Source organism: Candidatus Poriferisocius sp., from assembly GCF_965204145.1.
Taxonomy (GTDB): Bacteria; Actinomycetota; Acidimicrobiia; order Acidimicrobiales; family Bin134; genus Poriferisocius.
Genome location: NZ_OZ241977.1, coordinates 1,947,085 through 1,968,724, shown reverse-complemented (window position 1 = coordinate 1,968,724; position 21,640 = coordinate 1,947,085). Strand labels below are relative to the sequence as shown.

Here is a 21,640-nt window from a genome sequence, read left to right as displayed (position 1 = left end):
CTACATTCTCCCCAGAACCACCGCTTGGCTCGTGTATCCGGGTAGCAAAGGGCAGCACATGACACGGATTTTGTGGATCAACCCCGTTGGCACGAACGCCTATGACGCGCCCATCGGAGAGGAGTTGCGGCGGGAGGCAGCGCCAGATACCCGGGTCGACGTGTGCTCTCTACCCGGTGTTGGCCCACAGCACTTGGAGTGGAACGCCTTGGAGGCGGTGGTGGCTGGCCCGACAATGGGGGTCATCCGCTGGGCCGTTGAGGAACAGCGCTATGACGCCGCGATCATCGGCTGTTTTTATGATCCCTTTCTGCGCGGTGCCCGGGAGTTGGCTGGCTCAATGGCAGTCACCGCGCCGGCAGAAGCCTGCTTGCACACTGCGGCCAGCGTTAGCGATCAGTTCTCGATTCTGGTGGGTCGCAAGAAATGGATTCCGGAGATGCACGAGAACGTGGTCAAGTACGGGTATGCCGATCATCTGGCCTCGTTCCGAGTGCTCGATATGAGCGTGGACGAATTCCAAGCCGATCCCGAGGCCACCCAGAAACGCATCTTGGCCGAGTCCGAAAAAGCTGTCGCCGCAGACCGGGCAGATGCGATTGTGTTGGGCTGCACTATCGAATTCGGCTTCTACCGCCAGGTACAAGCCCAAGTCGGCGTGCCGGTGATCGACGCGGTCACCGCCCCCCTGCGATACGCGGAGTTCTTGGCCGTCATCGGCGCCGACCACGGATGGAGGACCAGCCGAGCCGGAGGCTACGACCCGGTTCCGCCTCGGGAAGCCGAATGGATTCCCATCGTAGACCCGGTACTTGACCTCGACCCCCGGCCATGACCGCTGGAAATGGAGGTAACGGAGCCGCCATGGACGTGTTGACCGCTGACGACATCGAAGCGCTCTGCCTGGGCGCCACTCTGCTGGGGACCGGCGGGGGAGGCGACCCCTACATCGCCAAGCTAGTAGCCGGCCAAGCGCTGACGACGTACGGCGCGGTGGAGGTGGTGAGCGCCAGGGATCTCCCCTCCGATGCCCTGGTGCTCACCACCGCAGTCATCGGTGCCCCGACTGTGATCTTGGAGAAAATCCCCGCGGGCACCGAGTTTGTTGCCAGTGTGCAGGCCCTAGCCTCCTACCTGGGAAAGGCGCCGGCCGCGATCATGCCCATCGAGGTCGGCGGTTGCAATACGTTGTTCCCAATCGCCACTGCGGCTGAGATGGGCCTGCCCATCGTCAACGCCGACTCGATGCGTCGGGCGTTCCCCCAGATTGAGATGACGGTGTTCACTCTGGCCGGTCTGCCCGCTGGCCCGCTGTCGGTGGCCGACGAGAAGGGCAACCAGTGCGTGTTTGAGACCACTACCAACCACATTGCTGAGACGCTGGCCCGCACCTCGGTCATCCAGCTCGGGTTGGCCAATGCCATTAGCTGCTATCCCCTGACGGCCGGTCAGGTGGCGGAGCATGGCATTCAGGACTCGCTCACTTACTGCACCGAAATGGGGACTTTGCTCCAGGCGGTCAAAGACGGTGAAGAGGGGGCGTGGGAGCGGTTCCTCGGCGAGTCCGGGTCCCGGGCGTTCTTCACGGGCAAGGTGGTGGACTTGGACCGGCGGACCACCGATGGTTTTGCCCGTTCCACGGTGATTCTCGAAGACCTGGAAGGGTCGGACAGCACAATGCGCATTGAAGTGCAGAACGAGAACCTGATCGCTTTTCACGACGGCCAGCCGGTTATCACCACACCCAACCTCATCTGTCTGCTTGACTGCGAGACCTACGACCCCATCACCACTGAGGCGCTGGCCTACGGCAATCGAGTGGTAGTTGTCGGCATGCCGTGCGCCCCAGAGTGGCATCAAGACGGGATGCTCGAACTCGTGGGCCCCAGTGCCTTTGGCTATGAGATCGACTTCGTGGAGTTGTCCGCATGACCAGCGGCCCAGAGTTCCGCATCGGCATCGACGTTGGGGGCACCAATACCGACGCTGTGGTGATCGACTCGGACGGCGGGGTGCTGAGCGCAGTCAAGGTGGCCACCACTCCAGAGCCCATCGACGGCATCCGAGAATCGCTGGACAAGGTGCTGCACGATGTGGACAAGGGCCTAGTGGGCAAGGCCATGCTGGGAACCACCCATCCCACCAATGCCATCATCCAACGTCAAGACCTCGACACCGTCGGCGTGCTGCGGCTGGCTGCGCCGTCTTCGCTGGGTGTGCGGCCTGGTGCAGCTTGGCCCGACGACATCCGCGACATGGTGATCGGGGCATCGGCCATCGTTGAGGGCGGGAACGAGTACACCGGCGCAGATATCGCCCCCTTGGACGAGGATGCCGTCCGGAAGTTTGCTGTCCAGGCATCCTCTCAAGGGTGTCAGGCCATTGCGGTGTCCGCCGCGTTCAGTCCGGCCACCAGCGAGCACGAGTTGCGAGCCCTTGAAATCATCCACCAAGAGCTGGGTGATGGGTATCCCGTGTCGCTGAGCCACCAAGTGGGCTCGCTGGGCCTTTTGGAGCGGGAGAACGCCACCATTCTCAATGCCGCCCTGTTGAGCGTGGCCTCCCGGGTGATTCGCGGGTTCGAGGACGCCCTTGCCGGACACAACCTGGCAGTCGATGCTTATCTGACGCAGAACGACGGCACCCTTCTCACCGCGGTGGAGGCCGGGCGTTTTCCGGTGCTCACTTTGGGATCGGGACCCACCAACTCGATGCGGGGGGCATGCGCTCTGGCCGGAGTGAACGACGCCATCGTCATCGATGTGGGTGGCACCTCCGCGGATGCGGGGATTCTGGTGGATGGCTTTCCACGTGAGTCCACTGCCGCGGTGGAGGTTGGAGGGGTGCGGACCAACTTCCGCATGCCCGACTTGCTCTCCATCGGGCTAGGAGGTGGCACCGTGGTCCGAGATGCTCGGGCCGGCAACGGTACTGATCTGGCCATCGGCCCCGATTCAGTGGGCTATGCCGTGGCCACCGAGGCGGTTTGCGTTGGCGGCGGCACCCTCACCCTCTCCGATATCTCGCTGGCTGCTGGCCGACTTCACGGGTTTGGCGACCCCGACCATGTGGCCGACATCGACGCCCAGCTCCTCAGCGATGCGCTGGCGTGGGTGGACGAGCAGGTGTCCATCATGAGTGACCGGATGAAGTCGAGTCGGTCTGAGCTGCCCCTTTTGGCCGTTGGCGGCGGGGCCCACCTGATCGCTGAGCAGGTGCCGGGGGTGTCCGAAGTGCTCCGTCCTGAGAGCTATGCGGTGGCCAACGCCTATGGAGCGGGGATCGCCGAAGCGTCCGGAACCGTTGACCGGGTGTACAGCTACGACGTGTCCAGCCGCGAGCACTGTCTCGACGACGCCCGTGATCTGGCTGCCAACGCCGCAGTGCGAGCCGGTGCCGACCCCGCCCAGATACGCATCACCGCCATCACCGAGGTGCCGATGACCTATGTGCCTGGCGGTGGCTGCCGGGTTCTGGTGAAGGCCGTCGGGCCCCTGGCTTGAGCGGTCTCAGAAGCGAGAAGGCGGCCCAACCGGGGTCCTTGCGATGGTGATGCCGCATCTGCCCATTGCCGACTCGCACAACGACCTCCTGCTGGGCTGCATGCACCGGCGCGAGCGGGGTGTAGCCGATCCCTTCGGAGAAGACTGGCTGGCCGGACTGCGGGCGGGTGGGGTGGTATTCCAGGTGCTGCCCATCTTCACCGAGGAGCAGTTCATCGGCGAGGCCGCCCTGCGGCGCACCTTGGAGATCATCTCGTTGGCTAGGGAGATCGCTGATCGCCATATCGATGACGTGGCCATCGTGGAATGCGCCACCGACATTGATCAGATCATTGACAGTGGTCGCATCGCCCTGCTGATTGCCTTGGAGGGGGCCGAGCCTATCGGCTCGTCGCTGTCGATCATCGAGACCTTCTGGAACCTTGGGGTGCGCATGGCGTCGCTCACTTGGAACCGGCGCACCATGATGGCTGACGGCATCGGAGAGACCGACACCGGCGGGCGGCTCTCGTCGCTGGGCGTCGAGGCCGTTCAAGAGATGAACCGGCTAGGCATGGTGGTGGATATCAGCCATCTGTCGGCACCGGGAGTTACCCATCTATCCGAGGTAGCCACTCGGCCCTTCGTGGCCACCCACTCCTCTTGTCGCGCGCTGTGCGACCATCCCCGCAACCTCACCGACGATCAGATGAGCCTGGTGGCTGACTCCGGTGGTTTCGTGGCGGTCAACGCCTTCGGGGCATTTGTCTCTTCGTCCAATCCGACTGTCGACGGGTTCATAGATCACCTCGAGCACGCTGCTGCCGTCATCGGGGGGCGCAGCGTGGCCGTCGGCGCTGACTTCATATACGACCTGTTCCGCATGGTCGACCCTGTCCTAGGCCGCCAGATGCTCGTGGACCCGGAGGACCTTCCGGTGATTGCCGACCTCAAAGCACCGGCTGACTATCCCAACTTGGTCCGCCCGCTCATCGGGAGGTTGGGGTTTGAACAGGCCGCCCACATCGCTAGTGAGAACATGTTGGACTTCTTCCGGGTCAACCTGCCATGTCGGCCCGCTCATAGTCAGTAGGCACGGAGAGCGGTCGGTAGCATCGAGAAATAGGCGGTGAGCGCCTCATACGGGTGAGGGAGAGAAATGGGTGGTGAGCGTCCCATACGGGTTAGGGAGCTGGTGGCTTCGCCTCCGCTTGGGGATGCCGAGCTGCTGGCCGGGGAAGCCGGGTTGGATGCTGTGGTCGTCGACGCCGTGCTGTGCATGCGCCTCAGAGAGGAGGCGCCGCCTCGGCCCGGGGAGGTGGTGGTGTTCGACGCGTCGGCCATCGGCGAGCATCGCTACCAGATCGACATGGCCATAAGGGCCATCGCCGAGGCGGGGGCGGTCGCGCTCATCATTACCAACCCTGGGTTTGACCTCGGCATGGGTGTACAGCGCCTGGCCAACCGGTTCGGTGTGCCATTGCTCGCGCTGGCCGACGCCGATGCCATGTCCCTCACGCACCGGCTGCGGTCCCAGCTCTGGGCAGCCGATGTCGAGCAGGCGGCGGCGGTGGACTCACTGCTGGCCCTGTTGAGCCAGCGGCGCCTCGACACAGTGGAGAGCGTGCTTGACGCGGTTGCCGATCTCAGCGCCGCCCGAGTTTGCCTGATCGGCCAAGACCGGAGCCTGGTGGCTGGCAACCCCATTGAAGTCGGTGACCGACGACTCTCATCCGGCGGGGTCTACTTAGTGGACCACGCGGCCGAGGCGGCCCTGCACAGCACCGAGATCGTACTCGTACCCGGTGAGGGCACCGACTACTGGCTGCTCGGGGAGAGCGGGGGGTCGGATGGCGGCCAGCGGCTGCTGCGATCTCTCCTTCAGATCGGGGCTTGGTACCTCACTGCCATGTTGGCTTCGGTACGAGTGCGGGCGGAGGGGGACGCCCGCCGTCGCATCGCCGTGCTCAACGAGCTGTTGGCCACGAGCGATCTTCACGAGCGCGATCTCCAGAAGCAGATGCTGGCCATGGGATGGAGCTCGGCAGGGTGGAATACCGGCTTGTACATCAAGCTTCAGGGCGCCGACTCCGCCCGCATCATCGACCTTCAGGCTGAGATGCAGGAGCGGCTCCGGGAAGCAGGCCTCGACGGGCCTCTGGTAGAGCGCAACGACGGGTGGAGCGGATGGGTGACTGAGCCTGCCGAGCCCGCGGTCGAGGGTTATGCCTCAATGGTGCAGCGGCTCGGCGACGTCTTGGCAGAGTTCGTGAGCGTGCATTCCGGATTGCAGGCCCATGGGGGCATCGGCCGCCCCTCTCCCGACCTGCGCGGCCTGCGCTCGTCGCTGACTGAAGCCCATGAGGCGGCGCTTATCGCCAACGCCCGGTCCGATGCGTCCTCTGCCGCTGCCCATATTGACCAACTGGGGGTGCAGCGGGTGCTGATGGGTTGGTTCAGCTCCGAGGACTTTGCCCGCTATGCCCGCTCGATCCTCGAGCCTGTCCTCGAATTGGATTCCGGCCATGAGCTGTTGCGAACACTTGAGGTCTATCTGGATGCCAGTTGCTCGACCACCGATGCCGCCCATCGGCTGCTAGTCCACCGCAATACCGTGGCCAATCGGATTCGTCGCATCGTTGAGGTTCTAGGGGTGAGTTTGGAAGACCCCGAGACTCGCCTCTCGCTGCAATTGGCTTGTCGGATGCTCCGAGTCAACCGCCAGCCTGATCGAACTGTGCATGATGCACTTCTGTAAGTAGAAATATATTCAATCTGTCTATCTCTCCATTTGGGGGGCGGCCTTAAGGTTCTGCTGCCCTGACGAAAGTCGGGCTTGCATCAGCAGAAGGAGATGTTCGATGGCAGCATTGTCCCGAATTGGACGCCCGTTCATCTGGCTAGCCCTCGTGGTTGTTCTTGCCACGGGCGTGGCAGCTTGTGGCAACGATGATGACCGCCAGGCTGCGCCGGAGGCCACGACCGCGCCGGAGGCCACCCCGGCCCCAACGGCGACCACCGCGCCGGAGGCCACGACCGCGCCGGAGGCCACTCCGGCCCCAACGGCGATCGTCGACGATGAGCCATTCCGCGTCGCCTATCTGTCAGCCAGTTCGGCCAATACCTGGCTCCTGTCCTCGCGCAATGAGATGGAGGCTGTGGCCGCGGCCAATAACGTCGAAATCACCGAGTTCGACGCTCAGTTCGATCCCAGCAAGCAGACAACTCAGTTCCAGGATGCCATTGCCGCGGGCATCTACGACGGCGTCATCCTGGTGTCGATCAACGGCATCGCCTCTGCTCCAGACATCGAGGCTGCGTTGGCTGCGGGCATGGAGGTGGTCATCCTCAACCAGGTGGTGGGGGAGGACTTCACCACCTCGGATCCACAGGTACCCGGTGTGAGCGCCAGCGTCATCGCTGCCCCGTTCCAAAACGGCAAACGGCTCGGCGAACTGGCCGTGCAGGCTTGCGGAGACCTAGACCCTTGCAAGGTGGTCTACTTCTACGGGATCAAGGGGGTGCCGTTGGACGAGGCCCTGCGAGCCGGGTTGGACGAGGTGATTGCCGACTATCCGGCTATATCCATCGTCGCGGAGGGCGAGGGCAAGTACCTCGGCCCCGAAGAGGGCATCAACGTCACCCAGGACATCTTGCAGGTTGAGCCCGACTTCAACGTCCTCGTGGGCGCCGACCAGTCGGTGCAGGGGGCAGAGATCGCGCTGAGCGACGAGGGCAAGCTAGACCAGGTCAAGCTCATCGGGCTGGGCGGCTCCGAGCCGGCAATCGACGGCATCGCCAGCGGACGCTGGTTCGCGGGAGTCTTCGGCGCACCGGGCGACGAGGGTCGGATCGCTATGGAGGCGATGGTGTCCGCCCTCACCGGCGGCCCCGATTTCGGCGGGGTGGACCCGTTGGTCGATCTCCCCGACAATGGGCTGATGACCGCCGATAACGTGGCATTGTTCACCCCGCAGTGGGCAGGCTGATCAATCAGCCTTGCGCTGAACTCTAAGCGGCGGGGGCAGAGTTAGAAGAGCAAGCCCATGAGTGGTGACGAAGCGTTAGTAAGCGTGCGAAACGTCAGCAAGCGCTTTGGCGCCACCCGGGCACTATCTGATGTGTCGGTGGCCTTCCATCCCGGTCGGGTACACGGGCTTGTTGGAGAGAACGGCGCGGGCAAGTCCACCCTCGGCCGTATTCTCCTCGGGATTCATGCCCCTGACCGGGGCCAGCTCGTTCTCGACGGTTCGCCGACAAAGCTGAGCGGGCCCGATGAGGCCGCCTCCTATGGATTGGTCGGTGTCGCACAGGAGCTTTCGTTGCTTCCCGCCATGAGAGCGGTGGACAATATCGTCCTGGGATCGGAGGAATGCATCGGTCCCTTTGTGAGCGATCGAGGCAACCGCAAGAGAGTGGAATCGCTGGTTGCCCAGCATGGACTTCAAGTTCCCCTGGATGAGAACGTTGGCTCGCTGTCGGTGGCCGATCAGCAGAAAGTCGAAATCCTGCGGGCACTGGGGCGGCGGTCCCGACTAGTCGTCTTCGACGAGCCCACTGCTCGTTTGGCTAGCCACGAGGCGGACGAGTTGCGCCGCACAGTCCGAGAGCTCGCCAACAGGGGAGTGGCTGTGGTGTACGTGTCGCATTTTCTCAACGAGGTCTTGTCGGTATCTGACACGGTGACGGTGATGCGTGATGGCTGTGTGGTCCGCACTGCTCCCGCGGCCGACGAGACGTATGAGTCCCTTGTCGAGGGAATGACAGGCCGTTCTATCGGGGACGCGTATCCCCCCAAACCCCCCCAACCGGGCGATGACGCACCGGTCGTGCTACGAGCGAAGGGCCTCAGTCGGGCAGGCGAGTTCTCTGATATTTCCTTCAGCATCAAGAAGGGAGAGATTTTGGGGTTGGCTGGACTTGTCGGGGCTGGTCGAAGCGAGGTGGCCCATGCGGTGTACGGCGCGACTCGCGCCAGTGCCGGCACCGTTGAAGTATCAGGAAGCCGCCTGTTGGGAACTGTGTCCGATGGGCTCTCCAACGGGATCTCGCTCATTCCTGAGTCCCGCCGGGACCAAGGCTTGGTGGTGGGGCTCCCAGTGAGGGACAACACCACGTTGCCCCATCTTCAGAGATTCATTGGTCGACTCGGGATTCGGGTCAAACAAGAGGAGGCTGCGGCCGGCCAGGTCATCCAAGAGGCCGGAGTCAGAGCTGAGAGCTTGTCCGTGCCAGTGGGCACTCTTTCCGGCGGCAATCAGCAAAAGGTCCTCTTTGCCCGGGCCATGCTGGGCCAGCCTCAGCTCTTCATTGCCGATGAGCCAACCAGAGGAGTGGATGTCGGGTCGAAGCGAGCCATCTACGACGTAATCGGCCAGCTTGCCCGATCGGGTTGTGCCGTCTTGTTGGTGTCGTCTGAGCTAGAGGACGTCGTGGAAATGAGCCACCGGGTGCTGGTCATGCGTTTCGGCCGGATCGTGGCCGAATTCGCGGGGGAGGAGTTGACCGAAGCCAACATCCTCAATGCAGCGTTTGATACCGAGCACTTGGGCAATCGCCCCTCCACACCGGATTCACAACAGGTTTGATCCGGTGACTCAGGTCGTGCATGTTCTGCGCCGCTACGGCATTGCGATTGTCACGGTTGCTCTGTTTGCATTCCTGGCTGCCACTACCGACAGCTTTCTCAGCCAATCCAACTTCCGCAATGTCTTGGATCAGCAGTCAGCGCTGCTCATAGCAGCTTCGTTTGCCACCATCACGATGATCGCCGGTGGATTCGACCTATCGGTGGCCTCGGTGTTCGTCGTGGCGCCGCTGTTCGCTCTCCAAGTAGAGAATGCCACTGGCAACGCTGCCCTGGCCGTACTTGTTGGGGTGGCTGTCGGACTGGCCGTCGGCGTGGGCAATGGGCTGATCGTGACCATATTGAAGGTCAATTCCTTTATTGCCACCCTGGCGACTTCGTTCATGGTCTTTGGAGCCGGGTTCTTGATCAGCGATCGAAGCGTCCTGCGGGCTTCCACCGATGCCTACCCATCGATTGCCCGAACCCGCTTCTGGGGACTGACCACCGCTACTTGGATCGCGTTCGGGGTGGTGGCTGTGGCCTGGGTGTTGCTGAGCCGCACTCGATTCGGCCGCCATGTCTATGCCACCGGGGGGAATGCCGAAGCCGCCCGCTTGGCTGGTGTTCCCGTTGCCCGGGTCAAGACGATTGCCTTTGGGCTCGCCGGAGCCGCGGCAGGGCTGGCCGGAGTGGTGTCGTCATCACGAACACTGTCCGCTCTGCCCTCCGATGACTTCAGCTTCGTGTTCGGGGTTATCGCTGCGGTGGTTGTCGGCGGTACATCGATTGCCGGGGGTGAGGGCGCAGTATGGCGCACCGTTGCGGGGGCTTTCTTTATCGCTTTGATGGTGAACGGTTTCAACCTGCACCAAGTCGATCCGATCTGGCAGCGGGTCATCCAAGGAGGCGTGATACTCGGAGCGGTGGCCATCGACTCCTGGACGCAGCGCCGACCGCAATAGGCCCAATGAGGTTGCAGCAGCAGGACCGAACAGTTGATGTTGCCGTCATCGGCGGCGGAATCGCAGGCGCGTCGTGCGCATATCACTTAGCTCGAGAAGGGCTCGGCACAGTGCTGGTGGAGCGGGAAACCGAGTTGGGCACTCATAGCACGAGTCGCTCGGCGGCCACGCTGGTGCCTGGATATGGAGGGCAGGAAAACGACGAGCTGACTGAGAACGGGAGACTGTTTCTCACATCGACTGCCGAGGGGTTGGCTGAGCACCCGCTGCTGACCCCTCGCGAGTTGCTCTGGGTCTATTCGTGCGAACCCGAGGGGACGAGCCGTGACCTCCCCGGCGCGGTCCCAATCGACCGCGAGACAGCCCTAGCGATGTGTCCGGTCTTGCGTCCAGAGGCGATTGACGCTGTTGCCTGGCAGACCGGTGTATACGACATCGATGTCGACGGTCTATTGCGTGCCCTGGTGCGCGGTGCCACCCACCACGGGACTGGGGTGCTGCTCGCTTCAGAGGCTGTCAGCCTTCGCCGCCAAAAGGGGCACTGGCTGGTGGAGGGGGGTGTGGAGATCAAAGCACGGGTGGTCATCAATGCGGCAGGTGCGTGGGCCGACGAGCTGGCCGAGCGATCGGGGCTGGCGCCGGTGGGCTTTCGAGCGCTCAAGCGGACGGCATTTGTATCGCCTGTGTCGGTAGACAATCAGGATCTCGCCATGGTGGTTGCTGCCGACAGTTCCTTCTACTTCAAGCCCGACGTTGGCGGCCTCATGCTGTGCTCCCCGGCCGATGAGACTCCGATTGCTCCGGGGGATCCTCGCCCCGAAGAGATTGATGTGGCCTACGCCATCGACCGAATCAACGCTCACACCACGCTTCAGATCAGAAGTGTTCGCCGGGCTTGGGCGGGCCTTCGCGTCTTTACCGCCGATCGCCGCCCGGTGATCAGGCCTCACCAAGCTGATCCCTCGTTTATCTGGTGCGCGGGCTTGGGGGGTACCGGAGTCCAGACTGCACCTGGGGCCGGGCAAAGGGTGGCTGAAATCGTCCAAGGACTGTTCTCATCAGAAGGACGCGTTTAGCCCGCGGCGATTATCACGGCTTGGCATTGGAGCCAGGGCTTGGGAAATACAGATAATTTCAATTTATTTCAAGGAGTTTGATTGGCACAAGTGTTTCGTGTGCGGCCTATAATCAGTCTCCGAGGCTGGCCAGCGATGCCGGGATGGAGGAGAGGCTGAGCATGGGTGAGACGTATGTGACGGTGACCGTGCGGAACCCAGGGGCGCTGGACCGGTGTTGGGAGGGGGAGTTCTTGGTGGACACCGGGGCCACCGATTGCTTCGTGCCCCGGGCGCATTTGGAGGCCATCGGCATCGAGCCGCAGGGGAGCAGGGTGTATCAGCTTGCTGATGGCCGCGAGGTCGAATGCGACCTAGGGGTGGCTCAGATCGAATTCATGGGTGAGATTCTGGGAGGGCGCGTGGTCTTCGGTGAATCCGCTGCCGAGCCTCTGCTTGGAGTGACCGCGCTGGAGTCAGCCGGTTTCGTGGTCGACCCAGAGGGTCAGCAGTTGAAACGGCGGTCCTTCTTGCGGCTGTAGCAGGCGGTACAGGTCCCTCGAAAGCCCTGCCAATCGAGGGGATACTGCTGTTTGAGGCGGTTGCTGCCTTATCGTGTCGGCGATGAGGCTGGAGCGAGGGTTTTACGCCCGAGACCCTCGGGAGGTGGCCCCGGACCTGCTTAACAAGGTGCTGGTCGCCAGAGGGTGTCGCGGGCGGATCGTGGAGGTGGAGGCCTATGCCGGGTCCGACGATCCCGGCAGCCACGGCTATCGGGGAATGACCCCTCGCACCGAGGTCATGTTCGGACCACCGGGGCGGCTATACGTGTACTTCACCTACGGCATGCATTGGTGCGCCAATGTGGTGTGCGGGGCAGAGGGGGAGTGCGCCGCGGTGCTGCTGCGGGCGCTGACCCCGCTGGCAGGTGTTGACCAGATGTGGGAGCGGCGCCCGGCGGCCCGACGGGATCGGGACCTGTGCAGCGGACCGGCCAAGCTCACCGCCGCACTGGGGATCGACGGGTCCGTCAATGGCGCCGACCTGGTAACGGCCGACGCGGGGATCGAGTTGTTTGACGATGGAATCAGGCCCCCGTCCGACCCGGGCTGCTCGGTCCGCATCGGCCTCAGTGCTGGGGCCGACCTGCCGTGGCGCTGGTACGTTCCCGGCTGTCCCGATCTATCCCGCAGAGGCTGATGAGAAGATGTCCTGGCTGATGAGAACCTGCAGAGGCCGATGAGAAGATGTCCTGGCTGAGCAGTGGCGATGCTGCACTGGCCTTCGCCGATGACCTGGCGGTGGCCCGAGAGGCGTTGGCCGAGTTCGACAATGAACTGGGCGATCGCTATCGAGCGCTGATTGACGGCCATCCCGACGCCTGTGTGAGAACGTGCCGGCCCGGGCACCTCACCGGCTCAGCACTGGTGGTGGACAGCACGGGGGCCAACACCCTGCTGATGCTCCACGCCAAGTTCGATCGTTGGCTTCAGCCGGGGGGCCACGCCGACGGAAATGCCAACTTGGCCGCGGTGGCGCTGCGGGAGGCAACTGAGGAAACGGGAATCGAGAATCTGCGCATCTGGCCCCAGCCGTTGCACCTCGACATCCATGAGGTGGATCCCCCCGGCGAGGATGCCCACCTGCACTACGACGTGCGGTTTGTAGTGCAGGCTCCCGCCGATGCCCAACCCCGGGGCAATCACGAGTCCCGGGGATTGCGCTGGGTGCCGCTGGACGGCCTTGCTCCCCTCGGCTGCGACCCCGGCCTGGTGCGCCTGGCCGAGTTGGGGGGCAAAGCCCTCGAAAGGCTGCCGCGCCTCTAGGGGCGCACAGCCATCAGATACGGTCGCAAGCAATGCGACGGCATGGACTGGCGCTCGGTGTCATTCTGCTTGTCGGTCTCTCCTTTCTGGCCGGTTGTGTCCGGGGCAGCACACCGGCTGGCGACGGGACGCCGGGAGCGGCCGACTCTGATTTCGCGGGCACCGTCAAGCTGGGGGCCGCGCTGAGCGAGACCGGCAAATACGCGGTGGAGGGCAAGGACTCGCGTCAGGGATACGACACGTGGGTGCGCTGGGTGAACGACGTCTACGGCGGCATCCGCATCGGTGCCGGGCGCTACCGGGCCGAGATCGTGTACTACGACGACGAGTCGGATGCCGACACCGCGGGCAACCTCGTGCAACGCCTCATCGACGAAGACAAGGTGGACTTCCTCCTCGGCCCTTACTCCAGTGGCCTCACCACCGGGACCAGCGCAATCGCCGAAGCCAACAACGTCTTGATGGTGGAGGGGAACGGCACCTCCGACACGATGTTCGAACGGGGCTTTCAAAACCTGTTCCTCGTGGCCACCATCGCCAGCGACTACACCCGCTCCGGTATCGAGGCCCTCGCCGACCGGGGGGCTGCCACCGCGGTCATAGCCCACGAGGACACCTCGTTCGCCACTGCGGTGGCCAATGGCGCAGCCCGCCACCTCGAGGCCAACGGCATCGAGGTCTTGGCCTCCGAGACCTACCCCAAAGACATCCAGGATGTCTCGGCCATCATGACCAAGTTCCGCAACCTCGGCCCCGACATCTTTGTCGGCGGCGGCCACTACAACGACGCAGTCCTGTTCGTGAACTCGGCCAAAGAACTGGGCTTCCAGCCCGACGGAATGCTCATCACCGTCGGTCCTTCCAATCCCAAGCTCATCGAGGAACTCGGCGCCGACATCGACGGCGTGCTCGGCCCCACCCAGTGGGAATCCACCATGGCCTACGAGGGCATCTACTTCGGCACCGCCGCCGACTACGCCGACTACTACGAAGCCCTCTGGGGCGAGCCGCCCGTGTACCAGGCCGCCAGCGCCACGGCGGCCGCCCTTGCCCTGCACCTCGCCATAGAGGCCGCCGACTCCACCGAGACCGACGACGTCCGCACCGCTCTGAGGGACTTGTCGGCCGACACGTTCTACGGGCCGATCAGCTTCGACGGGCGGGGCGTCAACACGGCCAAGCCGATGGGCACGGTGCAGGTGCAAGACGGCCAGATCGTCATTGTCGCCCCCGACGCCGCAGCCACCGCCGGTCTTCAGTATCCCCTGGGCGACGGGACTATGGGATCAGCCAGGCCTGTGGGCCAGGTATCAGACCTGGGCCAGCTTCCCCAGGCGATCGTCAACGGTATCGCCCTCGGGGGCATGTATGCCGTACTGGTGCTGGGCTTCTCCATCATCTGGGGGGTGATGGGGGTCATCAACATCGCCCACGGCGAGTTTGTGATGGTCGGCGCCTATCTGGCGTGGCTGGGGAACGACCTGTGGGGAATCGACCCCTTCGTCTCGATCCCGGCGGTGTTCATCTTGATGATGGCCCTCGGCTACGTGGTGCAGAGGGGCCTGGTCAACCACGTCATCAACCGGCCCCATCTGGTGTCGCTGCTGGTCATGTTCGGCTTGGCGATCATCTTGCAGAACGCCATGAAGCTCATCTTCTCGGCGGACTTCCGACGGGCCAGCACCTCGCTCGACGGGAGTTGGCGGGTAACCGACACCCTGACGGTGCCGGTCACCAAGTTCTGGATCCTGGTGATCGCGTTGGGCATTCTGGGCTGTCTGAGCCTGCTTTTGACCCGGACCCGGCTGGGCAAGGGCATCCGGGCGGCCGCGCAGAACCGGGAGGCCGCTGGCATCGTCGGGATCGACGTGGGCAAGGTGTACTTGATCACGTTCGCTATCTGCATCGGCATCACCGGCGCGGCCGGGGCGATGGTGAGCCCGGTGCTGGCCGTTCAGCCCTTTCAAGGGCCGCCGCTCACGCTCAAGGCGTTCGCCATCACCGCGATGGCCGGGCTGGGCTCGATTCGGGGAGCGCTGGGCGGGGCCATGCTGCTCGGCCTCGTCGAGGCCGTCTTGGCGCTGTATGTGGAAGGGGTGGGCACGAACCTGGCCGTGGTGGCCTCCTTCGTGATCTTGGTGGCCGCGCTGGTGCTCCGACCCCAGGGCATCTTCAAAGGACTGCGTCCGGTGGACGCCACCGCGTCATGACCCCGCTGCGGCAACGGCTCGGCGGTGCCGGAGGGCGCATGGCGGTGCGGGTCGCCGCGGCCGGCGCGCTCGCCTGGCTTATCGTGCTCCCCCTGGCCGGGGGCACCAGCGACTCCACCCTGTTCACGTTCACGCTGATGTTCACCGGTGTGGCGGTGGCCATCAACTGGAATCTCACCGGCGGGTTCACCGGCTATGTGGACTTCGGCCACGCCGTGTGGTTCGGAATAGGCGCCTACGTAACCGCGATTTTGATGTCGCTGCAATCCAACGGCCTGGGCATCGGCTGGCCGCCGATCCCGGCCATCTTGCTGGGGATGGTGGTGTCGGGGGCGCTGGCCGCATTGATCGGGCGGTTCACGATGCACCTCAAAGGCCCGTATTTCTCCATCGCCATGCTCGGCACGTTCGTGGCGATGCGCGAGATCGTGAGGACATGGGGAGGGCTGACCGGCGGAGGCGTCGGCCTCACCCTGCCCCCCTACCTGAACCGCCAGCTGTTCTACTACCTGGAACTGGTGCTGGTGGTGGGGCTGATCGGGTTGACGTGGTGGCTGCGCCGAACCCGCTTCGGCGCCGCGCTGGTGGCGATCCGGGAGGACGAGCTGGGCGCTCAGATGCGGGGGATTGCCACCACTCGGCTCAAGGTGGCCGTGTTCAGCTTCGCCGGCGCATCCACCGGGCTCTTCGGCGGTCTGTGGGCCTACCAGAACACCTTCGTCGATCCCGACATCGCCTTCGTCGAGACCCGCACCATCGACGCCATCATGGGCACGCTCCTGGGCGGGCTCGGCACGGTGATCGGCCCGATCGTGGGCTCGGTGGGGCTGTACTGGCTGCGGGAGGTGCTGTGGACCAACCTGCTCGACTACCACCTCGTCGCCCAGGGCGTGCTGTTGATCCTGATCGTGCTGTTCTTGCCCAAGGGGATCGTCGGCATCTTCGACTCCCGGGCGGTGTCGCTGCGCAAGCTGTGGCGCTGGGGGGCGGCCGGGTCGGCATCCCAGATCGAGGAGGATGTCGAGTCGGAGGGCGGGCATGACCGCCAGCTCCGACCTGCTGAGCCGGCTCAAGCCCGCGCCGTACCGTCCCACGAGCGCACTCGGATTGTGGAAGCAAACAGCATCGTCAAGCGCTTCGGAGGGCTCACCGCGGTCGACAGGGTCGACATCGAGGTCTTCTCCGGTGAGATGGTCGGGCTCATCGGCCCCAATGGGAGCGGCAAGACCACGCTGTTCGACTGTCTCAGCAGAGTACACAGCTTGAACAACGGGTCGATTCGCCTCGGCACCACCGACATCACCCGGCTGTCGCCCTATCAGGTCGCACGAATGGGGATGGCCCGCACATTCCAAGTCATCCGGGTGTATCGCAACCTCACGGTGCGCGAGAACATGGAGCTCAGCGTGCAGTGGGGCGAAATCGGCGTACGCGGACTGTTCCAGCGAACCGACACCGCGACCCGGGCCAAGGCCGAGCAGCTCATGGAGTTCCTGATGCTGGCCCCGATGGGCGACGAGCCCGCCGGCACCCTCTCCGGCGGCCAGCGGCGACTGCTGGAGATCGGCATGGCGCTCATGAGCAACCCAACCCTGGTTCTGCTGGACGAGGCCACGTCGGGCATCAATCCGACTCTCGTCGAAGACATCAAGGACCGCCTGGTGTCCATCAACGCCGAACAGGAAGTGTCGTTCCTGATGGTCGAGCACAATGTCCAGTTCGTGGCCGATCTCTGCGAGCGAGTCGTGGTGCTCGACTCCGGCCGCAAGCTGGCCGAGGGGACCCCTCGCCAGGTGATGGAGGAGCCCGCGGTGATCGAGGCCTACTTCGGGGCCCACGGCCACAAGGACCCGCCCGAAGACGGCGGCAGCGCAGGCGAGGCGGAGAGTCCGTGAGCCCGGCCCAGCCACAGGGACCGCTTCTCGAGTTGCGGTCGGTGCGAGCCGGTTACGTCGCCGGGCACGACATCATCCGCGGCATCGACCTCGAAGTCCATCGAGGCGAGATTGTCTGCGTCATCGGCCCGAATGGCGCCGGCAAGTCCACGGTGTTCAAGGCGGTATACGGCCTGGTGCCGGTTCGGGACGGGACCGTGGTGTGCGACGGCGCCGACATCACCAACATCGCCCCCCAGGACGCGCTCTCCACCGCGGGCATCGCCATCGTGCCCCAACTGCGCAGCACCTTTGCCCAGATGACCGTGTACGAGAATCTGGAGCTGGGCATGTACCAGTGCCGGGACAAGACCCGGGTTCGCGAGCGCATCGAGTTCGTGTGCGACTTGTTCCCCAAGCTCGCCGCCCGAGCCCGCCAGGCGGCCGGCACGCTGTCGGGCGGTGAGCAGCGAATGATCGAGATCGGCCGCTCGCTGATGTGGGAGCCGCGGCTGGTGCTCATGGACGAGCCGTCCGCCGGACTCTCACCCCTCGTGACCGCGGAGGTGTTCGAGACAATCCGGCAGCTGAACCGGGAAATCTCGCTGGCCGTGCTGATGATCGAGCAGAACGCCCGCCAAGGCCTTGAGGCCAGCAGCCGCGGCTACGTCATCGAGCAGGGCATCGCCACCTATCAGGGCCTCTCCGAAGACCTGCTGGCCGATCCCAGCGTCCGGCGGGCCTTTCTGGGGATCCGCGACGAGGTCGCCTAGCCGATATCCAGCGGATCGCCGCAGGAGGGCATCCGGTTGCGGTCGGCGAAGGCGTCCAACAGGGCATCAACCCCTTCTCCCCGCTCCACGCTCACTCGGAACTGGCGGTCTTCGCCGGCCCGGACGGCCTCGGCGTGGGCCAGACGGTCGTTGAGATAGGTCTCCCAAGTGCCCAGCCACAACCCCACCAGCTCTCCGTCATCGCCGTCCGGAGCAGACGCGGCCAAATCAGCCGTCATGTCGGCCAGCACTGCGGTTGAGGCTTCGATCTGGTCGGCCCGATCGTCCATCTGGTCGGCCTGGTTGTCCGTATCCTCCAGATCGAGGGCTTGGGGAAGCCGGTCCAGTTCGTCGCGGGCCTGGGCGCATCGGGCCTCGGCATCGGCCACCCACTCCCGGTCTTGCAGCCAGTCAGGGTTCTCGTCGCCGAAGAACCAGATGGTGGCCCCGATCCAAAACACGGCGAACAGCACCACCACCGCTATGCCAATCGACAAGCCGAGTCGCCTGCCCGTCACGTACTCATTCTCCCTAGGCCGTCGACTCTCGTAGCATTCGCATGGTGCTTGAAGAACTCGAATCCCGCGGCCTGGTGCAAGACACCACCGATCGGGATCTGCTGGCCCGAAGATTGAGCAGTGGGCCGGTCAGCGTGTACCACGGCATCGACCCTACGGCCAGCTCCCTGCACTTGGGCAACCTGATCGGGGTTCTGGTGCTGAGGCGGTTCCAAGAAGCCGGTCACCGGCCCATCGCCCTGGTGGGCGGGGCCACCGGCATGGTGGGCGATCCCAGCGGACGCTCAGATGAGCGCAACCTGCTGGATGACGAGACGCTGGCCGCCAACTTGTCGGGCATCCGGTCGCAGCTTGAGAAGCTGCTGGACCTCGATGGCGAAGCCCAGCTGGTCAACAACTACGACTGGACCCGCGACCTCACCCTCATCGAGTTCCTCCGAGACACCGGCAAGCACGCCACGGTGAACCAGATGGCGGCCAAGCACTCGGTGCGCAGCCGAATGGAGAGCGAGACCGGCATCTCCTTCACCGAGTTCACCTACATGCTGTTGCAGGCCTACGACTTCTGGTGGCTGCATTCCCATCACGACTGCGAGCTTCAAATCGGCGGCTCGGATCAGTGGGGCAACATCACCGCCGGGGTCGACCTCATCCGCCGTCGCTCCGGCGTCCAGGTCCACGGACTCACCTGGCCGCTGCTCACCCGGTCGGATGGGGCCAAATTCGGCAAGACCGCCGAGGGGGCGGTGTGGCTGGATCCGGAGCTCACCAGCCCCTACCGCTTCCACCAGTACTTCATCCAGATACCCGACGAAGACGTCGAGCGCAGCCTGTTTCAGTTCACCCTGCTCCCGGTGGCCGAGATCGCCGAGGTGGTCGAAGCCCATCGGCGCGATCCCGGACGACGGGGGGCCCAGCGCACCCTGGCCAACGAGGTCACCTCCCTGGTACACGGCCCGGCGGCGGCGGTCGCGGCCGAAGAGGCGGCCGGAATCCTGTTCGGATCGCCGGTTGACGACATGGACGAAGCGGCATTTGAAGCGGTGGCCGCCGAAGTGCCCACTTCAAACGTGTCCCTCACCGCTGACGATGGGTTCGATGCCGCCTCGAACAGCTTCGATCTGGTGGAGCTGCTGGCCTCCACCGGGCTGGCCTCCTCCAAGGGCGACGCCCGTCGGGGGCTGTCCGAGGGGTCGGTGTACGTGAACAACGAGCGGGTGTCCGCCGAGGCGTCCACCGTGGCCGCGGATCGCCTGTTGTTCGGCCGCTATCTGCTGCTTCGCCGGGGCAAGCGCCGCTACCACCTGCTGCGGGCACAAAACCCCTGATTGAGTTGACGATGCCGGCCAAGGCCGGTAGCGTTACAACTCGCCTCTAAAACGGGTGGCTCTCGGGCTGCCCGCAGGGGCAGAGCAAGGTCTGGTTTGTCCGGGCCGATGCGGTTCTCCCGTTTGGGTCACCGCCTCACGCTCCTTGAAAACGGAAGAGAGGACGGAAAAGCCAGTGCGGGCGACGGCCCGGCGCACCTCGCGTCGATGTCGTCGACCTACACAATTCCAAGGAAACCAAGTCAGGAAGGGCTTCGGCTCTTTTGACTTTCCGAAATCGCTTCGTCTTGCCGAGGCAAATTAGTAAGACGAGCACTTGATCGAAGGCGGTGAACCCCCTCGGGGAGGATCTGCCGGAGATATTGACGGAGAGTTTGATCCTGGCTCAGGACGAACGCTGGCGGCGTGCCTAACACATGCAAGTCGAACGAAGATTGCCTTCGGGTAATACTGAGTGGCGAACGGGTGCGTAACACGTGAGGAACCTGCCCCGAAGACAGGGACAACCACGGGAAACTGTGGCTAATACCAGATGCCCTCCGCTGATCGCATGATCGGCAGAGGAAATGCTCAGGCGCTTTGGGAGGGCCTCGCGGCCTATCAGCTTGTTGGTGAGGTAACGGCTCACCAAGGCATCGACGGGTAGCTGGTCTGAGAGGACGATCAGCCACACTGGGACTGAGACACGGCCCAGACTCCTGCGGGAGGCAGCAGTGGGGAATCTTGCGCAATGGGCGAAAGCCTGACGCAGCAACGCCGCGTGGGGGATGAAGGCTCTCGGGTTGTAAACCCCTTTCAGCAGGGACGAAATTGACGGTACCTGCAGAAGAAGCCCCGGCCAACTACGTGCCAGCAGCCGCGGTGACACGTAGGGGGCGAGCGTTGTCCGGAATTATTGGGCGTAAAGAGCTCGTAGGCGGTTTAGTAAGTCAGATGTGAAAGGTTGGGGCTCAACCCTAAGACTGCATCCGATACTGCTATGACTAGAGTCCGGTAGAGGAGTGTGGAATTCCTGGTGTAGCGGTGAAATGCGCAGATATCAGGAGGAACACCGACGGCGAAGGCAGCACTCTGGGCCGGTACTGACGCTCAGGAGCGAAAGCGTGGGTAGCAAACAGGATTAGATACCCTGGTAGTCCACGCCGTAAACGTTGGGCACTAGGTGTGGGGCCTTATCAACGGGTTCCGTGCCGTAGCTAACGCATTAAGTGCCCCGCCTGGGGAGTACGGCCGCAAGGCTAAAACTCAAAGGAATTGACGGGGGCCCGCACAAGCGGCGGAGCATGTTGCTTAATTCGAGGCAACGCGAAGAACCTTACCTGGGTTTGACATGTACGGAAAAGCCATAGAGATATGGTGTCCTTTGGGGCCGTACACAGGTGGTGCATGGCTGTCGTCAGCTCGTGTCGTGAGATGTTGGGTTAAGTCCCGCAACGAGCGCAACCCTCGTCCTATGTTGCCAGCACGTAATGGTGGGGACTCGTAGGAGACCGCCGGGGTCAACTCGGAGGAAGGTGGGGACGACGTCAAGTCATCATGCCCCTTATATCCAGGGCTGCAAACATGCTACAATGGCCGGCACAACGGGCAGCGACACCGCGAGGTGAAGCGAATCCCTGAAAACCGGTCTCAGTTCGGATTGGAGTCTGCAACTCGACTCCATGAAGTCGGAGTCGCTAGTAATCCCGGATCAGCAACGCCGGGGTGAATACGTTCCCGGGCCTTGTACACACCGCCCGTCACACCACGAAAGTCGGCAACACCCGAAGTCAGTGGCCTAACTCTTTTGAGAGGGAGCTGCCGAAGGTGGGGTTGGCGATTGGGGTGAAGTCGTAACAAGGTAGCCGTACCGGAAGGTGCGGCTGGATCACCTCCTTTCTAAGGAGTTCCGTTTCCGCTTGATACCGCAATTAGTGGGATCAAGTTCGGACACTCCCAGTTGATGCACTGGTTTCTTTTGTCCTCTCTTCCGTTTTGAGGGAGCGTGATTATCACGCCCGAGGCTCTGCGCTGACGTTTTTGTTTTGCGGCATCCTCCTGCGC

General features: G+C 63.8%; 17 protein-coding genes and 1 rRNA gene. 17 read left to right on the top strand and 1 reads right to left on the bottom strand.

Annotated features, from left to right (window positions below):
- The first annotated feature begins 58 nt into the window (after positions 1-58).
- The 15 genes from ACOGI7_RS09105 (at position 59) to ACOGI7_RS09035 (ending at position 17,751) form a co-directional block, all read left to right on the top strand.
- Complete coding sequence (locus tag ACOGI7_RS09105; protein WP_419848440.1) at positions 59-835, top strand: aspartate/glutamate racemase family protein; 777 nt, start codon at positions 59-61, stop codon at positions 833-835.
- Positions 832-1,932 (top strand): DUF917 domain-containing protein, encoded by a 1,101-nt coding sequence (locus ACOGI7_RS09100; RefSeq protein ID WP_419848439.1) that lies wholly within the window; start codon positions 832-834, stop codon positions 1,930-1,932. The genes ACOGI7_RS09105 and ACOGI7_RS09100 overlap by 4 nt, the downstream gene beginning before the upstream one ends.
- The gene (locus tag ACOGI7_RS09095; RefSeq protein WP_419848438.1) at positions 1,929-3,503 is read left to right on the top strand and encodes a hydantoinase/oxoprolinase N-terminal domain-containing protein; all 1,575 of its coding nucleotides are present in this window, start codon (positions 1,929-1,931) and stop codon (positions 3,501-3,503) included. Before ACOGI7_RS09100 ends, ACOGI7_RS09095 begins: the two co-directional genes overlap by 4 nt.
- Positions 3,504-3,546: 43 nt before the next feature.
- Positions 3,547-4,575, top strand: coding sequence for a dipeptidase (locus tag ACOGI7_RS09090; RefSeq protein ID WP_419848437.1), 1,029 nt, complete (start codon positions 3,547-3,549; stop codon positions 4,573-4,575).
- A 102-nt stretch (positions 4,576-4,677) separates the two neighbouring features.
- On the top strand, positions 4,678-6,240 hold the full coding sequence (locus ACOGI7_RS09085; RefSeq protein WP_419848436.1) for a helix-turn-helix domain-containing protein: 1,563 nt from the start codon (positions 4,678-4,680) through the stop codon (positions 6,238-6,240).
- Positions 6,241-6,343: 103 nt separating this feature from the next.
- The gene (locus ACOGI7_RS09080; protein ID WP_419848435.1) at positions 6,344-7,471 is read left to right on the top strand and encodes a sugar ABC transporter substrate-binding protein; all 1,128 of its coding nucleotides are present in this window, start codon (positions 6,344-6,346) and stop codon (positions 7,469-7,471) included.
- Between the two features lie 57 nt (positions 7,472-7,528).
- A complete protein-coding gene (locus tag ACOGI7_RS09075; protein ID WP_419848434.1) occupies positions 7,529-9,070 on the top strand; it encodes a sugar ABC transporter ATP-binding protein in 1,542 nt (513 codons plus the stop codon).
- 4 nt (positions 9,071-9,074) lie between these two features.
- Entirely contained in the window at positions 9,075-10,013 is a 939-nt protein-coding gene (locus tag ACOGI7_RS09070) for an ABC transporter permease (RefSeq protein ID WP_419848433.1), read from the top strand.
- A gap of 5 nt (positions 10,014-10,018) precedes the next feature.
- The gene (locus ACOGI7_RS09065) at positions 10,019-11,089 is read left to right on the top strand and encodes an NAD(P)/FAD-dependent oxidoreductase (RefSeq protein ID WP_419848432.1); all 1,071 of its coding nucleotides are present in this window, start codon (positions 10,019-10,021) and stop codon (positions 11,087-11,089) included.
- Between the two features lie 161 nt (positions 11,090-11,250).
- Complete coding sequence (locus tag ACOGI7_RS09060; RefSeq protein ID WP_419848431.1) at positions 11,251-11,610, top strand: clan AA aspartic protease; 360 nt, start codon at positions 11,251-11,253, stop codon at positions 11,608-11,610.
- Positions 11,611-11,692: 82 nt separating this feature from the next.
- Positions 11,693-12,268, top strand: coding sequence for a DNA-3-methyladenine glycosylase (locus tag ACOGI7_RS09055; RefSeq protein ID WP_419848430.1), 576 nt, complete (start codon positions 11,693-11,695; stop codon positions 12,266-12,268).
- Between the two features lie 47 nt (positions 12,269-12,315).
- Entirely contained in the window at positions 12,316-12,894 is a 579-nt protein-coding gene (locus tag ACOGI7_RS09050) for an NUDIX hydrolase (RefSeq protein ID WP_419848429.1), read from the top strand.
- A 32-nt stretch (positions 12,895-12,926) separates the two neighbouring features.
- Positions 12,927-15,104 carry an ABC transporter substrate-binding protein gene (locus ACOGI7_RS09045; protein WP_419848428.1) on the top strand — a complete coding sequence of 726 codons (2,178 nt, stop codon included), beginning with the start codon at positions 12,927-12,929 and terminating at the stop codon, positions 15,102-15,104.
- Positions 15,101-16,999, top strand: coding sequence for a branched-chain amino acid ABC transporter ATP-binding protein/permease (locus ACOGI7_RS09040; RefSeq protein ID WP_419848427.1), 1,899 nt, complete (start codon positions 15,101-15,103; stop codon positions 16,997-16,999). The genes ACOGI7_RS09045 and ACOGI7_RS09040 overlap by 4 nt, the downstream gene beginning before the upstream one ends.
- Entirely contained in the window at positions 16,996-17,751 is a 756-nt protein-coding gene (locus tag ACOGI7_RS09035; protein WP_419848426.1) for an ABC transporter ATP-binding protein, read from the top strand. The genes ACOGI7_RS09040 and ACOGI7_RS09035 overlap by 4 nt, the downstream gene beginning before the upstream one ends.
- Here ACOGI7_RS09035 and ACOGI7_RS09030 read toward each other — a convergent pair.
- Positions 17,748-18,269 (bottom strand): hypothetical protein, encoded by a 522-nt coding sequence (locus ACOGI7_RS09030; protein ID WP_419848425.1) that lies wholly within the window; start codon positions 18,267-18,269, stop codon positions 17,748-17,750. The two genes, ACOGI7_RS09035 and ACOGI7_RS09030, sit on opposite strands and share 4 nt — an antisense overlap.
- A 41-nt stretch (positions 18,270-18,310) precedes the next feature.
- On the opposite strand from ACOGI7_RS09030, the gene tyrS reads away from it, so the two are divergent.
- Both tyrS and ACOGI7_RS09020 read left to right on the top strand, forming a co-directional pair.
- Entirely contained in the window at positions 18,311-19,597 is a 1,287-nt protein-coding gene (gene tyrS, locus ACOGI7_RS09025) for a tyrosine--tRNA ligase (protein ID WP_419848424.1), read from the top strand.
- A 362-nt stretch (positions 19,598-19,959) separates the two neighbouring features.
- Positions 19,960-21,475, top strand: a 16S ribosomal RNA gene (locus tag ACOGI7_RS09020).
- Positions 21,476-21,640 lie beyond the last annotated feature (165 nt).